This window comes from Paenibacillus sp. FSL L8-0502 (assembly GCF_038593055.1).
In the GTDB taxonomy this organism is placed as follows: Bacteria; Bacillota; Bacilli; order Paenibacillales; family Paenibacillaceae; genus Paenibacillus; species Paenibacillus polymyxa_D.
The window spans coordinates 1,151,269-1,167,778 of the sequence record NZ_CP151958.1; the positions used below are offsets into that span (position 1 = coordinate 1,151,269).

At 49.3% G+C, this 16,510-nt stretch carries 10 protein-coding genes; 9 read left to right on the forward strand and 1 reads right to left on the reverse strand.

Going from position 1 to position 16,510, the window contains the following annotated elements; all coding sequences use genetic code 11:
• Positions 1-432: 432 nt before the first annotated feature.
• The gene (locus NSQ57_RS05195) at positions 433-834 is read right to left on the reverse strand and encodes a VOC family protein (protein WP_342425717.1); all 402 of its coding nucleotides are present in this window, start codon (positions 832-834) and stop codon (positions 433-435) included.
• Between the two features lie 525 nt (positions 835-1,359).
• Here NSQ57_RS05195 and NSQ57_RS05200 point away from each other — a divergent pair.
• The 9 genes from NSQ57_RS05200 (at position 1,360) to NSQ57_RS05240 (ending at position 16,474) form a co-directional block, all read left to right on the forward strand.
• Entirely contained in the window at positions 1,360-5,385 is a 4,026-nt protein-coding gene (locus NSQ57_RS05200; RefSeq protein ID WP_342425718.1) for a DUF5695 domain-containing protein, read from the forward strand.
• A gap of 134 nt (positions 5,386-5,519) precedes the next feature.
• Positions 5,520-6,818, forward strand: a complete 1,299-nt coding sequence (locus NSQ57_RS05205) for an alpha-glucosidase/alpha-galactosidase (protein WP_029514790.1) — start codon at positions 5,520-5,522, stop codon at positions 6,816-6,818.
• A 13-nt stretch (positions 6,819-6,831) separates the two neighbouring features.
• Positions 6,832-8,658: a sensor histidine kinase gene (locus NSQ57_RS05210; RefSeq protein ID WP_342425719.1), complete on the forward strand. Its 1,827-nt coding sequence runs from the start codon at positions 6,832-6,834 to the stop codon at positions 8,656-8,658.
• A gap of 16 nt (positions 8,659-8,674) precedes the next feature.
• A complete protein-coding gene (locus tag NSQ57_RS05215) occupies positions 8,675-10,264 on the forward strand; it encodes a response regulator (protein WP_342425720.1) in 1,590 nt (529 codons plus the stop codon).
• Positions 10,265-10,387: 123 nt separating this feature from the next.
• Positions 10,388-11,743: a sugar ABC transporter substrate-binding protein gene (locus tag NSQ57_RS05220; RefSeq protein ID WP_342425721.1), complete on the forward strand. Its 1,356-nt coding sequence runs from the start codon at positions 10,388-10,390 to the stop codon at positions 11,741-11,743.
• Positions 11,744-11,776: 33 nt separating this feature from the next.
• The gene (locus NSQ57_RS05225; RefSeq protein ID WP_342425722.1) at positions 11,777-12,682 is read left to right on the forward strand and encodes a sugar ABC transporter permease; all 906 of its coding nucleotides are present in this window, start codon (positions 11,777-11,779) and stop codon (positions 12,680-12,682) included.
• Positions 12,679-13,605 carry a carbohydrate ABC transporter permease gene (locus NSQ57_RS05230; protein ID WP_342425723.1) on the forward strand — a complete coding sequence of 309 codons (927 nt, stop codon included), beginning with the start codon at positions 12,679-12,681 and terminating at the stop codon, positions 13,603-13,605. The genes NSQ57_RS05225 and NSQ57_RS05230 overlap by 4 nt, the downstream gene beginning before the upstream one ends.
• Positions 13,606-13,772: 167 nt before the next feature.
• The gene (locus tag NSQ57_RS05235; RefSeq protein WP_342425724.1) at positions 13,773-14,882 is read left to right on the forward strand and encodes a Xaa-Pro peptidase family protein; all 1,110 of its coding nucleotides are present in this window, start codon (positions 13,773-13,775) and stop codon (positions 14,880-14,882) included.
• Positions 14,883-14,950: 68 nt separating this feature from the next.
• Positions 14,951-16,474 carry an Ig domain-containing protein gene (locus NSQ57_RS05240; protein WP_342425725.1) on the forward strand — a complete coding sequence of 508 codons (1,524 nt, stop codon included), beginning with the start codon at positions 14,951-14,953 and terminating at the stop codon, positions 16,472-16,474.
• Positions 16,475-16,510: the final 36 nt, after the last annotated feature.

Here is a 16,510-nt window from a genome sequence, read left to right on the forward strand (position 1 = left end):
GCATCAACTAACCATACATAGGAAGTACGCACATTAAAGTAACATAAGCACTTTAAAGTAATCGAGGTATATCCAGACGAAAAGAAGTCAGTCAACTCTCTCTTTGCTTTCTTAATCATTATGGTAGATGGGATACTCGGCGCTAGCTTTCAAAGGTAGTTTAAGTTAACGGAAGACGATAGTTCAAATAATATAGACTGCTGGCATGATTCGGCAGTCTATTCAGCTAACGGGCAGGTTAGTTCAAATATCGTTAATATTGATTATTTATGTAAGGCCAATAAATTAATACGGGCTAACCCAGGTGATTTGTATAAGTTTAACCCACGAATTTTTCCTTCTAAGCAACCATTTTGATTTGAATTACTGATATGAGATTATAGGGGTGTAAAAAACGCCGGTGACCTTAAGCAGGTGACCGGCGTTTTCATATTAGCGTTTCGGCATTTTGCTCTCATCCATGTACAGCAGGTTCCAGCGGTGACCATCCAGGTCGGCAAATCCTGCGCCGTACATCCAGTCGTCAATTTCACTCGGCTTGCCAAAGATGTTTCCTCCGGCAAACTCTACTTTTTGAATAAAGGCATCTACTTCTTCTCTGCTTTCAGCGCCAATGGAAAATATTACTTCTGCGGTATTGGAAGTATCTGCGGTTTTTGAACCTGTGAATTGCTCAAACGCCGCATCCGGGAACAGCAGAATCGTTGTTTGGCCTATGGCAAGCTTGGATCTCTCGTTACCAACGCTCACCGCATGGAATCCAATCTCATTGAAAAAGGCAGTTGACCTCTCAACATCTTTGACCGGCAGGTTAATCCAGATATCCTGTGACATGGCTGTAGCCTCCTGGAATATTTTTTCAACTACTCCTACTATACTCTACTTCTGGCAGCAGAAGCGAATCTTATAAAAGAAACTGCAAGGTATGACATTCCTGTCATGCATTCTACGGTTTCCTTAGTAAACTTATTTACTTCTCTGTTCCAGCATCGTCTCCGTCAAGGTATCGATCTAGCCAAGAAATGGATTTCGCATCAAAGTAGAAATGCGTTTTGTAATCCAGTCTATAGATAAGCACCCTCAGCGCGAAACATTTAATTACTGAAATTAAATGTTTGGGACTAAAGTAGAATTAAAACATTGAACTAACGAGAAACGATAGTTCAATGATAAAGTGGTGGTCTCGAAAGGTTGAAATCCTATAAAAATCGGTTGAAAATGTTGATTTCACCAGTGGACAAGGATTTGTACAATAGAGTTGTAACGCTTACATTTCCAAGGAGGTTGCGGCGAAATGAAGAGACTTCAGGTGATTGGCAAGCAAATCAGGACCCCGAAATCCAAAAGGAGGCCGTGTTGATGAAATTTAAGGGAATATTGGCGGCGTTTTTATTTTTAACCACAGCGTCTGTGTTGTTTGGAGTGCATACGGCAGAGGCCCATGAACTATCCAATGACAAGCTGACGATTCAGACAGGCGAGCATGGCGAAATTTCATCCATACGTATCAAGGGAGATGCTTTTCCGACAGAGTATGTCATGAACGCAACGGTAACACCTGAACAGAACACCGCAGATCATCAGTGGCTAGGGGAGCTGATGTTCACGTATCGATTGGATGGAGGTAGCTGGACGAAAGCATGGACGAACAAGTCGGCAGACGCACGCAAGATCACAACCAGTGGTAACCGTGTCACTGTCACGTACGAGAACTCTACTAATGCAGAAGGCATACGCAATTTTAAAGTCATCGAAACGTATTCGGCAGAGTCGAATGGTTCGGTGTTGTGGAATATACAGGTACAGAATACAAGTGGGAAAAAATTGGAGATTGGCGATTTCGGTTTGCCTCTGCCTTTCAATGAGCAATGGACTAATGGTGATGCGATCTACGAAACTAGAGTGGTGACGCATTCCTTTGTCGGCAATAACAGCTCCTATATTACAGCTGGGCGTCCCAGCGGCATTGGCTCTTCCCTTTTGCTGATTCCTGATTCGACAACAGGTGCGGGTTTTGAATATCAGGATCACTGGCGGGATGAGGAGCATCCGGGCAGCAAATGGGCCTGGAATCCGGCCAATGAAGGTAAATGGCTGGAAGGGCTGAATGTATTTTATATTCATTCCAATGTCATCAAGTCCACCAACCGGGGCTATTTGCCCAATACAAGCCTGATCCTGAATCCCGGTCAAAGCAAAAACTATGGCTTCAAGTTTCTGGCTGTGAAGGACGAGCATGATGTAAAAGATACGTTGTACCAAGAAAACTTGGTGGATACAACAGTCGTACCCGGCATGATCGTGCCTACGAATCAAAAGGCGAAGGTGGACCTGCGCTCCAAGCAGGCGATCAGCAAAGTAACCTATCCCGACGGAACCGTTATTCCAGAGACGGATAGCAAGGCTGGAGGACACCACATTTATGAATTGAAATTTACTAAGCTGGGACCGAACTTCATCACGGTAGAATACGGCAACGGTAATAAAACGGTGTTACAGTTCTATGCCATCGAGCCGATTGATCAAGCACTGCAACGGCACGCTACATTTATGGTCGACAAAACCCAATGGAATGTACCGGGTGATCTGCGCGACAAGGTATTTGACGATTGGATGATGCATACCAAATCCAAACGCAACATTTTCAACGGCTATTGGGGCTGGGGAGACGATTGGGGTCTGACGCATGGACAGTTCCTGGCTGAGAAAAACACACTGTCTCCGGTCGCCAAAGAGGTGCGGGCCGTAGACGATTATTTGGAGACGGCGATCTGGACGAATCTGATGAACGGACACCATGAGGATTATTTAATTCATGATTTCTTGATGCCAGAGCCGAATGATACACCGACCTATCGAGGGTATGCGTATCCGCATGTATACAACACGTATTTCAGCATGTACAAGATTGCCAAGGAATACCCGGATCTTGTTACTTACAAGCATCCAAAGGAAACGTATTTGCTGCGGGCGTATAACATTTTCAAAGCATTGTATGAAGGGCCAGTCGCGTACAACTGGGAAACAGGTTTGATGGGCGAACTGACCACACCGGATATTATTCAGGCACTTCATGATGAAGGCTATGATGATGAAGCGAATGATCTTAAGGAAAAAATGGATCGTAAATATAACAATTTTAAAAATACAAAGTATCCTTATGGTTCTGAATATAGCTATGACAATACAGGGGAAGAAGCTGTATATACGTTAGCTAAGCAGAATATAGATACAGAGGGCGAGCAAAGTAAAGCTCTGGAAATGATGGGTAAAATCAATGCCAAAACCCGTGCGGCACGCGGTCACATGCCCGTATGGTACTACTACACCGATCCGGTGACGATTACCGGGGAGAACTGGTTTAACTTCCAGTACACGACTTCGCTTGCTGGATATGCGATGGATGACTGGATTCGCCATCATGAGGACAATCACCGTGAGGAACAACAACGGTTGTCCTATGCAGCTAAAATTGCCAATGTCGGAGCGATTAACTCCGGGCAAATCAGCTCGGACCCTGAAAACATCGGGGCGGTCGCATGGACGTATCAAGCGGAAAAAGGCAATAACGGCACGAACGGCACTGGCGGCGGTAAAAATGTTCCGCTCTTTAACGGCTGGCGCGGCATGAGTGGTGAGGCTGATCTCGGATTGTTCGGTGCGCTCAAAACCTTAAGCGCTGATATCGCGATGGATCCGATTTTTGGATTGACGGGCTACGGTGCAGAGGTGAGTAAAAGTGGCAACGTGTATACGATCAAGCCGCTGGACGGTTTGTTCAAGCGAATCAATCTGATTACGGAAAAGATGTATATCGAGCTGGAAAAGGATCAGTATACAGAAGCCAAGCTGGCAACTTCCAAGGATTATGTATGGCTTCAGTTGAAAAATCAAACGCCAGGCCAAGCTCATTCCACGTACATTACATTTGACGGTTTGAAGAAAGGAACGTATTTGGTTAAAGTAGGCGGTCAATCACAAGGGAAGTTTAATGCATATGCGCCTTCCAACAAGCTTAAATTGGAGATGGGTACAGCATCCTCCTACACGGTAGAGCTGACACCAACCACACCTGATCCGAACAAGGCACCTGTTGTAGACGCTGGCAAAGATTCGAAGGTGAAGCTGCCGGATCAAATCATTTTGAAAGGCACAGCTACGGATGATGGACTTCCACAAGGCAAGGTGACGAGTGAGTGGAGTCTGGTTGAAGGACCGCAGGACGCGAAGGTCACATTCAGCAGCAAAGCATCGCTGCGCACGAAGGTGGACGTTTCCGAGCCAGGAACGTATGTGTTCAAGCTGACAGCCAGCGATTCTCAGTTGTCAGCGGAGGCTAAAGTAACGGTGGTAGCTGAACCGGCGGCTCCGTTATTTGAACAGCTTGCCGTTTACAAGTTTGATGAAACAAGCGGTTCTGTAGTTGCGGATTCATCGGACAGCGGCAATGATGCTGCTGTGAAGGGAACGGCTGCATGGGCTGCGGGTAAAACAGGTAATGCTGTTAGCCTGAACGGCAAGGATAGCTATGTGCAACTTCCGGCGGGTATTGTCAGTCGGGCACAGCAATTGACCGTTTCCGGCTGGGTCAAAGCGAACAGCCTGAGCGATTATGTACGGATTTTTGACTTCGGCTCCGGGACGAATGAATATATGTTCCTGACGCCTAAAGCAGGAAATACCATGCTGTTTGCCATTACCAACCAAGGCAACGGGCAGGGACAGGAGCAGACGATTGAAGGCCCAGTACTGCCGACAGGCGTATGGAAGCATGTTGCGGTCACGCTCTCGGGTTCCACAGGTATTTTGTACGTGGATGGAAAAGAAGTGGGACGCAATACCAACCTGACTCTGAACCCTACCAGTCTGGGACAGACCAAAAATAATTTTATCGGCAAATCTCAGTACCCTGATCCTTATTTCAATGGTCTGGTGGATGAATTCCGGATCTACAGCCGTGCTTTGAATGCTTCTGAGGTAGCAGGTTTGGTCTCCGGTACAGCACAAAGCCTAACGGGAGTCGAGAAAATTACGGCTTTAAAAGAAGTAAACGTGACGACTCGTACGGGTGAAAAACCCGAACTGCCAAGCGTAGTGGAAGCTACGTATGGCGAAGGCTCCACTAAATGGGTGGCTGTGGAATGGGAGGGTATAGACCCTGCACAATATGCTGCTCCAGGTTCGTTTGAGTTGAAGGGCAAAGTAGAAGGGACAGAGTTAAAGGCAATGGCGAAGGTAACCGTGATTGAGGCAGGGGCTGCGGTTCCATCGGTAACACCGGTTGGCCCGGAGAATTCAGTAACCCCGCCAACTACGACATCCCCGGTAACATCTGCCTTACCGCCTCGACCTGTCAGCTCCGCTAAATCAGCGGGGGTATTCTGAATGGGCGGCAACAACGCATAGTCATGACTAATTTTTCCCATCGTCACTTTCCTCCTATAAAGGGGAGAGTGGCGGTGGGTATCCTTGCATTTGGAGTGCAAAGCTGCGAACAAAATGTGAATGGGGGATAAAGTATGAGCAAGATTACATTTCTGGGTGCAGGCAGTACGGTATTTGCTAAAAATGTGCTTGGCGATTGTATGTTGACGCCTGCTTTGCAAGGCTTTGAACTAGCGTTGTTCGATATTGACCCCGTAAGGCTGAAAGATTCAGAAAATATTTTATCCAATTTGAAAAAAACAACAGGGAGCACCTGTGTGATCCGCTCCTACACTGACCGCAAGGAAGCACTGCGTGGAGCAACTTATGTGGTAAATGCCATCCAGGTGGGTGGCTATGATCCGTGTACAATTACGGATTTTGAAATTCCCAAAAAATACGGTCTGCGCCAAACGATTGCCGATACGGTCGGCATTGGTGGCATTTTCCGCAATTTACGCACGATTCCGGTAATGCTCGATTTTGCGGCAGACGTGCGTGAGGTGTGCCCGGATGCTTGGTTTCTCAACTACACCAATCCGATGGCAGTGCTGACGAATGTAATGAACGTTTATGGCGGTGTCCGTACGGTAGGGCTGTGTCATAGCGTGCAGGCGTGTATACCGGAGCTGTTCAAAAGCCTTGGGCTGGAGCAGGAAGGTGTAAAGGCAAAAATCGCAGGCATCAATCATATGGCGTGGCTGCTCGAAGTGAGCAAGGATGGTGTAGATTTATATCCTGAGATTAAAAAACGAGCCGCCGCTAAACAGCAGGAAAAGCATCATGATATGGTACGCTTTGAAATGATGCTAAAATTCGGCTATTACATTACAGAATCGTCCGAGCATAATGCGGAATATCATCCGTATTTTATCAAACGGGCATACCCTGAGCTGATCGAGCGCTTCAATATTCCTTTGGATGAATACCCGCGCCGCTGTGTGAACCAGATTGCACGATGGGAAACGATGCGTGAGGAGCTTTTGGGCGATCAGGATTTGCGTCATGAACGGTCAAACGAGTATGCCTCTTATATATTTGAGGCGATCGAAACGAATCAGCCTTTTGCCATTGGTGGCAATGTGATGAACACAGGCTTAATTACCAATCTGCCGAAGGAAGCCTGTGTAGAGGTACCTTGTCTGGTGAATCGTAACGGGGTTACGCCAACCTTTGTCGGGGATTTGCCACCCCAATGTGCTGCACTGAACCGGACGAATATTAATACCCAGCTGTTAACGATTGAAGCTGCAATCACCGGGAAAAAGGAGCACATTTATCATGCTGCTATGTTGGACCCGCACACGTCCGCAGAGCTGTCCATAGATGATATCGTTTCTCTGTGTGATGACCTGATCGCAGCGCACGGGGAATGGCTCCCACCCTATGTGTAAGGGAGACAGATGAATGGGAGGCCGGGGTCGTCAAAAGTTCGCCGGGATTCCTACAATCCGTGGGAAATTTATTGTACTGACGCTGGTACTCACCGTCATTCCGATGGTGGTATTGACCTTTACCTTTTACCGGATCGCGGCCCATTCCATCGGTGAGAAATCAGAAGCATTAGCTATGCAGTCTCGGCAAATGAGTGAAAATTACGTCAATGCGACGCTTTCCGATTTGAATGACCTGACCAATGCCATTCTCAGCAATCCTGACGTGCAGTCTACGCTGGAGACCAAGCCGGAAGATGATTATGAATATTTACGGAGCGATGAAACACTCAGTATGGTGGTCCGTACGCAAACCCAGACCAAGCCGTATATCACGTCCTCTCTCATATATGCCGCCAATGGCGGGCTCAAGCATTCTCTCTATCAGGGGAATGTTTCGGTCCGTTTTGGCGGCCTTCCTACATTAGAGGAAGCACGTGTGTACTATCGCCGCCTACTCGCCGAGCGGCCCATGATGTGGATGGCTCGTTCGCCGTTTGAATCAGGACGCGGGATGGCGGAGGATCGCATATATGTGGGGAAGCTGCTTCGAAAAACGACTGGAGATTATGCACCCCTCGGATTTTTGCTGCTGGAAATTGACAAGGCCAGTCTGTTTCGGGGGCTTGCTTTTCATGAGACAGACGGCAATACCCAGATGTGGGTGCTGGATCAGGAGGGCGAGCCTGTATACCGATTGCCGGAGCAGGGTGTTGCGGATCAAGCGCTATTGCGGCAGATTGCTAAATCGGCTGTGGATAGGCCAGTGCTTACGAAGGACTGGAGAACATGGAACGGCCGCCAGACGATGATCTCTTACGGCCCGTTAAATGAAGGACAATGGACGCTGCTGCAGAAAGTCGATCAGTCCGTGCTGTTCGAGGATGCGCGAAAAATTGGTGCCTGGACCATCTGGACTTTTTTGATTGCACTGATGCTGGGCTGGATGCTGTCTTATCGGCTGAGTGACACGATTCGTCGTCCCTTGCTTCAATTGAGCCGATTAATGGCGGTCGATGGGAGTGTGAGTGCTACAGGCTCAGCCCAAGCTTTCGAAGCTCCTACTTCCGTTGTTTTTAATCCTAAGGATGAGGTAGGGCAGATCGGGGAGCGTTTTCTTCATATGATGCAAAAAAATCATGAACTGTACGATCAGGTCTACGAAGCGTTGCTGTCGCGTAAGCAGGCTGAGTTCCGCGCGCTTCAGGCGCAGATTAATCCGCATTTTTTGTACAACACGCTGGAGTCACTGAAGGGAATGGCATTGGCGAATGGGCAACGGGATATGGCAGAAGTAATCGGTGCCTTCGGTAAATGTTTTCGCATTTCACTAAGTTATGGCCGAGAGCAAATCAGTTTGGGACAGGAAGTTGAGCATGTAAGCGCCTATGTGAAGGTGCAGCAGTTCAGGTTTAGGAATTCGTTCGAGTGGATTTGCGAGGTAGAGGAGGATATTTGCGGATTTTATGTCCCCAAACTAATCCTCCAGCCGCTCGTCGAAAATGCTATTTACCACGGTTTAAAAGGGCGCACCGACCGTGGCTATATCATGTTATCCGGTACAAGGGAAGGGGATATGTTGCGTTTGACGGTCAGTGATGATGGGGACGGTATTGGAGCCGAGCATCTGGACGATATTCGGAAGTCGCTGGAAGCGGAACGGGGGAGCGCTATTGGCTTTGGGCTGCGCAATGTGCATGAACGTCTTCGGCATTATGGTCCGCAATATGGACTGTCCGTGACAAGCGAGCCGGGTCAGTACACCTCGGTTACCTTACTGGCACCCATTCGAACTGAATAAGAAAGGGGAGAATGGCATGTACCGGCTGCTGATTGTGGACGACGAATATCATATTCGGGAAGGACTGAAGCTGATGGTGGCGGAAAGTGGCCTATCAGTGGAAGTCAGTGATGTGGCGGGGGACGGCGCAACGGCATTACGTTTGTATACGGAGCAGCGACCGGACATGGTTTTACTGGATATTAATTTACCGGATATGAGTGGACTGGACGTAGCCAAAACTATTCGGGACAAGGATCAGCAGACCCCGTTATTATTCCTGACAGGGTACGAATCTATGACGTATATTCGTCAGGCAGTCTCGCTTCAAGCGGTCGATTATTTGCTCAAGCCGGTGACCAGCGAGGATTTCGAAGCGGCATTGAGCCGGGCTGAGGATCGTATTGCGCAATGGCGAAGAAGCGAGGAGGAAGCGATTCACCGCCATCGTTCATTGGAGCCATTGTACAGGGAGCATCTACTGCTGGATTTGCTCCAGCAGCGGCGTCCTGCAGTCGAGGTCATTCGGGAGATGGACGGGCTGAGATTTTTCGGCGAGACGAGTGGGCCGCCTTATACCGTGCTGTGTTGCGAGCTGGAGGAGGTGTCGCAGCAGGAAGCAGCCACTAGCGAGCCACACGGTTTCATGCATAAAAGCAGCCATGTATTCGCCAGACTGGCGGGAGAGGCTGCGGCAGCAGCCGGGGCGAAGGCGCACAGTGCAGCGGCTTCGCGCGATCGGCGTGTTGTACTGCTGGCGACCGCATCTTGCAGGGCGGCGGAGCGGACGGCACAGCAGATTCGGCAGGCCGTGCAGGAACGATTGAGTCAGGGCGTGTCCATCGGGATTAGCCGTCCTGTACAACGGATGGAGCAACTTCCCGAGGCGTATGAGGAAGCCGTGCAAGCGGCGGAGCATCGGGGGTGGGTGGGCTATAGCCAGATCATCCCCTACGAGAGCATTCAGGCGGCCGAGCCAAACAGCAGTCAATTACTGGAGAAGGAACTGCTGATGATTACGGAAATTCGAGCCGGTAATGATGCTGCCGTACATGCGATTTTACAGGAATGGTCAGGACAGTTGGCAGGGTTGCCTGTCAAGCAGGTGAAAATGATTGTCACTCAGCTCGTGCTGTTCGTCATGCGGATCGTTCAGAGTGATGCATTCGTAGGACAAACGTCCATGCAGGAGCAGGACCCGTTGTTGGAGCTGTCCCGATTACGGCATGGGCCCGAGATGATTGATTATGTATCGCGCTATTTTGTCCGGGTGGGTCGTCATGTCCGAGAATCACGTGAGAAGGGCATTCCACGCAAATTCCAACGCGCCAAGGAATGGATTCGCGAGCACCTTCAGGAGGATGGCGGGCTGAACCGTCTTGCAGAGTACATGAATATGAGCCCCAAGTATTTGAGCGCTCGTTTCAAGCAGGTTACAGGTGAAAGCTTCGCAGACTACCAGACGCGTGTTCGCTTTGAGCGAGCCCGAGAACTGTTGCTGGACCCGAATCGCAAGGTAGCAGAGGTAGCGGAGGTTGTTGGATTCACAGATACGAACTATTTTAGCATTGCCTTTAAAAAGCATACCGGACTGACCCCGACGGAGTTCCGTAAAACATTTTTGTAAACGCGCTGTTAAAAAAATCATACCAAAACAAAGAGTGTCTGGAGTCGTTGGGTGGTCGACTCTGGGCTCTCGGCGCATAATAGGCTTGTAAGGAGAAACCAGTTCAGGAAGGGGCCGGTTGATTTGCTAAAACGAAGGTTACGGACATGGATGGCTCTCGTGATGACGGCGATGTTGACAGGGCTGACGGCTTGCAGTGGTAGCACTGGCGAACCGGCTAATCCCAATGCGGTCGAACTCAAGTTCATGTACTGGGGAAGCAATGACGAGAAGCAGGCGATGGAAAAAATGGTCCAAAGCTTTAATGCATCCCACCCGAACATCCGGGTGAAGGGCGAGCATGTCCCTGGTGACTACACGACGAAAATTAACACGTTAATGGCTGCCAATCAGCTTCCTGATATCGCCTACCTGGGCGATTCCCTCACAATGAAATGGGCAAGTGAAGGCAGACTCCTGGATTTATCCTCTTATTATGACGAATATCCCGAATTAAAAAACAAGCTCAAATCCTCCTATCTCTACAGCGAACCCGGCAAGTCTATCGGCAATTACACCGCATTGGAAGTGATGCAGTTATTTTACAACAAGGAGTTGTTTACAGAAGCAGGGGTACCCGTCCCACCGGCTGATCCTGAAAAAGCGTGGACATGGGATGAATTCCTGGAAATTGCCAAAAAGCTGACCAAGGATCAGAGCGGCAAGCATCCGGGAGACAGCGGATTTGATCCGAAAAATATTGTGCAGTACGGCTTTGCCTTCGGCAATGACCGCAGCTCCTGGGGGCCGCTTTTAGCGAGCAACGGTGGAGGTTTGACCGACAAAACAGGCAAGAAGTACACCCTGAACAGTCCTGAGTCGGTGGAGGTGTTTCAGAAGCTGCAGGATCTGGTGTTCAAGGAGCATGTTTCACCTGATTTGATCCAGCAGCAGGACATGCCGTCTAATACGATTCGGCTGCAGACGAGGAAGGTCGCGATGGTGGTAGACGGAACCTGGTCCCTGCTCGATTTTTCGAACAACAAGCAGCTGCAATGGAGTATCGGCGTTCTGCCGAAGCTAAAAGAGCCCAAAACGATGATTGTTGCGGGAGCCACGGTCATTTTCCAGAGCACCAAGCACCCAAAAGAAGCGCTCGAATTTTATTTGTATCATAACAATCCCGAAAAGGTGGATTTATTTAAATCCGGTCTTTGGATGCCTATCGAGGAAAAGTATTATACCGATGAGCAGGCCATCCAGTCATGGACCAATAATGCCGCACATCCACTGGAATTTCAGAAGGCAGGCATTGAGTATGCCAGAGATTATGCGATCAAGCCGTCAACTTCGACCCTTCGCAACTGGCCTGATATCGGTTCCAAACTGACCCCGGGGCTGGATCTGATCTGGACGAACAAGAAGACGCCGCAGCAGGCGCTGGATGAACTGGAACCTATCATTCAGCCATTGCTTCAAGGCGTATACCCGGATGAATAATGCGGCGGGACAGCTGCGAAAGGAGAACAGCCCATGAAGCGACCAAAATCAGGAATGATGCGCATGGAGCGAAACTGGGGTCTGCTATTCGCGCTTCCTGCCATCCTCGGATTAATGATTTTTACAATTGGACCGATCGTGGCCTCGTTCGTATTCAGCTTAACCAATTGGACGATTGGTGGACAGATGACCTTTATAGGATTGGATAATTACCGAACCATTTTGACCGAGGATGCTACCTTTTCCCAATCCATGTTCGTGACCACATATTATGCACTGGGCAGCGTGCCTCTCGGCTTGGCGGCGGCTTTTATCATTGCGCTGTTATTAAATCAAAAGGTGAGGGGGTTGTCGGTGTTCCGCACGATTTATTATTTACCTACCATTGTACCGAGTATTGCCAACACGATGCTGTGGCTGTGGATGTTCAACCCGGATTTTGGACTGTTAAATTCGCTGCTGGAGGGCGTTGGACTGCCGGGGAGCAAATGGATTTATGATGAGAGCACTGCAATACCCTCGCTGATCATGATGAGCACCTGGGGGATCGGGAACACGGTCATTATCTTTTTGGCGGGACTTCAGTCGGTTCCCACTCATCTGTATGAAGCAGCTGAGGTAGACGGCGGCAATAGGTGGCATAAATTTTTTCACATTACCATTCCTTCGATGACACCAACCATTTTCTTCAATCTGGTCATGTCTTTAATCAGCACCTTTCAGGCCTTCAATCAGGCGTATGTTATGACCAACGGGGGACCTAACAATTCAACGTTGTTCTATGTGTTCTACTTGTGGCGTACGGCCTTTACGGAGACTAAAATCGGCTACGCCTCAGCTCTGGCTTGGATCTTATTTTTCGTCATCATGGTGCTTACCGTCCTGATTTTCTCCACGTCCAAAAAGTGGGTTCACTATGAAGGAGGGGAACGTTCATGAATCAGGTCACTTCTTCTGTCAATTCTTCAGAAACACCACATCATCCGCTTCCACAGCCTGAACGCTCCCGTAGTCCTGCGACCGCCACCCATTCCAAACCCTTCCCACTCAGCCGTGTTGTACTGTATATCGTTTTAATTATAGGTAGTGTTTTAATGCTGTTGCCATTTGCATGGCTTATTCGCAGCTCTCTGATGGGGACATCGCAAATTTTCGTGTTCCCGCCGGAGTGGATACCCTCTCCTTTTCAATGGAGCAATTACCCGGAGGCGCTGACTTCAGTACCGTTCGGCAGGTATTTTATGAATACGTTCATGATTGAGGTGTGTGTGCTGGCAGGAGTGATGTTGACCTCAATTGTGTCGGCGTTTACCTTTGCCCGCCTGCGCTGGCCTGGACGTAATCTGATTTTTTCCCTGCTGATCGGGTCGATGATGTTGCCTTACGCGGTGACGCTCATTCCCACTTTCGTGATGTGGCGTGAGCTGGGCGGGCTGAATACATTTCTGCCACTGATTGTTCCTGCATGGTTCGGTGGAGGGGCGTTTAACATCTTCTTGATGCGACAATTCATGCTGACGATCCCGCGCGATCTGGACGAAGCGGCTTATATGGACGGAGGTACGCCTCTGACTGTATTATGGCGTGTCATTATTCCTTTATCTTCGCCTGCATTGATCGTGATCGGAATATTTACATTTATTGATGTGTGGAACGATTTTTTGGGCCCGATTATTTACTTAAGTGACGAAAAGCATTTTACGCTCGCGCTGGGGCTGGCGACTTTCCGGGGATTGAACAATACCAACTGGCCTTACCTGATGGCGGCTTCCAGCACGATTTTGGCTCCGATCGTCGTGATATTTTTTATAGGGCAGCGTTATTTTATTGAAGGCATCACATTGACAGGGATTAAAGGCTAAAAGGAAGCCGTGACGCGTTGGTGTATTTGAAAAAGAGACGGAGAATTGGACGCAGGACTTACGGGAACGACGGCAGCGAGAAGAGTATACATGTGTTCAAAAGCAAGTGGAGAGTGTGGGCTAAGACATATGCCTTGAAAAGAGATGTGGAATAAGGAGGCGTACGAGTGAAAGAGGAAGACAGTCAAAAGACAAAACCGTTACAGGGTGTTCCTGGCAGACTGGCCCGGTTACGCTCGGAATTATCGGCTCTTGGGATAGATGCACTACTTATTACACATGGGCCTAATCGAAGATATATGACCGGATTTACAGGCTCCGCTGGAATTGCGCTTGTTACACAGGAAGAGGCCTTTTTAGTGACGGATTTCCGCTATATGATGCAGGCAACAGATCAGGCAACGGAATATTCAGTGATTCGGCATGAGGCGCAAATCTTCCAGACCATCGCTGATCTCACAAGTAAGTTGGGGGTTCGTAGACTGGGTTTGGAGAGCAGGCATGTCTCACTTCAACAGTCGGGACAGCTTCAAGCCGCGCTGGGCTCGTTGGAGTACGTGCAAACGGAGGATGTAATTGAACGGCTGCGCGATGTGAAAGACGAAGAAGAGATTCGGACCATAAGTGAGGCAACGCGTATTACCGATGCTGCCTTTACGGAGGTGCTGAATTATATTCAGCCTGGGGTCACAGAGCGGCGGATTGCGGCGGAACTGGAATATCAGCTTCGGCTTGCAGGCGCGGAATCAGGCGGTTTTGCGTTCATTGTCGCTTCAGGTGAGCGTTCGGCGCTGCCGCACGGACTGGCCAGTGACAAAGAAATTGGACAGAACGAGTTTGTCACGATGGATTTTGGCGCAAATGTGCGTGGTTACCTATCCGATATCACGCGTACCGTATTCGTAGGCCAGCCCTCAGAACGACATGAGAAATTGTATGCCATTGTGCTGGAAGCAAATATGAAGACGATTGCAGGACTTCGTCCCGGCTTAAGCGGTCGGGAGGGAGACAGTCTGGGGCGGGATGTGATTGCCTCTTACGGCTATGGGGAGCAGTTTGGTCACGGGCTGGGCCACGGTTTTGGTCTCGAGATTCATGAGCAGGTACGGCTGTCCCGCGAAAGTAAGTCGGTGCTCGTACCGGGTCATGTCATTACCGTGGAACCAGGCATTTATATTCCAGGCTTCGGTGGGGTTCGGATTGAGGACGATGTGCTGATCACAGATGACGGTGTCAAGGTACTGACCTCTTCGCCTAAGGAGCTGCTTTTGTTATAAAACGCAGTCGCGCTATAGGTAACTATCATCGTTTGCAAGTCATTCAAAAATGAGATGGAGGGAATCAAATGAACACGCATAAAAGACACACCAAAATATGGCTGACTGCGCTAGCGGCTTCTCTCATTGTGGCTTTGGCACCAGTTATTCCGGGTCAACAGGCTTATGCGGAGGCGGAGTCGGATGTAAAAGTCATCGACATCTTTAGTCGGACGGTGAACGATTATGGTATAGATCTGGTTGATTGGCAAGGATATCTGGCCAACCCGTATGTGAAGCTAAAAGTAAAACCGCCAGCGGATGCTGCTTTTCCGTTAACGGTTACGTTAAATCCGCAGGGCACGTCCCGGCTGATGATGGATTTGCCAAGTACGCTGTCGGCGCAAGGTGCAAGCAAAACGCTGACTTTTGCCAATGCCCAGGAGGAAAAAGATTTTCGGCTAGCCATCCATCCTGACCGGATTGGAGGAAACGGTGAAATAGAGAACTATACGCTGTCTATGTCCGTTGCCAGAAATGGTGGTCACACGACTACTCAGTCCATTCCGATTCGCGTGTTGGATCAGGACGATAATAAAGAACCCACAGTCCCTCTCCATTTTGACTACAGATTCGATACGATCAAGCCTTATTTCAATGATGCAGCTACCAAAAAAGCCGCAGAGCTGGCGGTAAAGGACTGGTTCTATTTCTTTGATCTGGCTCCTTTCGATGAGGTTCCTGCCAAAGCGGAGGTAAACCATCTGCCAGGAGACGACTGGCAAAATGAAATACAGGTGACAAATGATAAGCCCTACAAAGGCATGTGGGTGTTTATGAGAGGGCTGAACGGGCCGTATTCTACGGGCTTTCCAGCCACGAACGGCAATTATCATACACGTAACGGTGTGACCGTCCCAGGGAACCTGAACCGTTCCTATAGTTTGATACTGGATTTCTATGATGATGCGATTCCATTCACATCCGTAGACGATGAAGAATGGTATCAATCCGATCTGTCCAAGGTGACGGATGTGCATGGGCTGATCATGCATGAATTTGGTCATGCGATTGTGTTCAGCGACACATTCCCGGGTGTCAAAGCATTGAAGGAAGCGGCGGGCAATGACCCGGATATTCTGGCTTATCAGCACAGACCAGCTGCACTGGATGACAGCTATCATCTCTCCGGAGAGCTTGCAGAAGTCGACAGATTGAGCGGACAAAATGGAGGCTGGCGCCATCTGTTCCCGACCCGGCGCTGGATGAACACGAAGCTTTCGCTACTGGTAGCAGAAAAAGCTGGCTGGCCGCTGCGTAAGGACCTGACTCCTTTCCTCGCGCCAGAAATCATAACGAAGCAATTGCCAGCACCCGTCAAAGGCAAAGCGTACACGGCCAAGCTGGAGGCCAAAGGAGGCGTTCCGTTTTACGATTGGACGGTGACAGGCGGTCAACTGCCCGCAGGGCTCACACTGGATCGCTTTACAGGAACGATTAGCGGAACAGCGGACAGCGGAGCAGGCAACAAGACGTATACGTTCACTGTACAGCTGCGGGATTATGATGAGCTGAGCAAGCCTGTGACGCAAACCTTTACGCTCAAGCTGTAAATAATACCTCATAAGCAGATTAAAACGGCCGAAGGG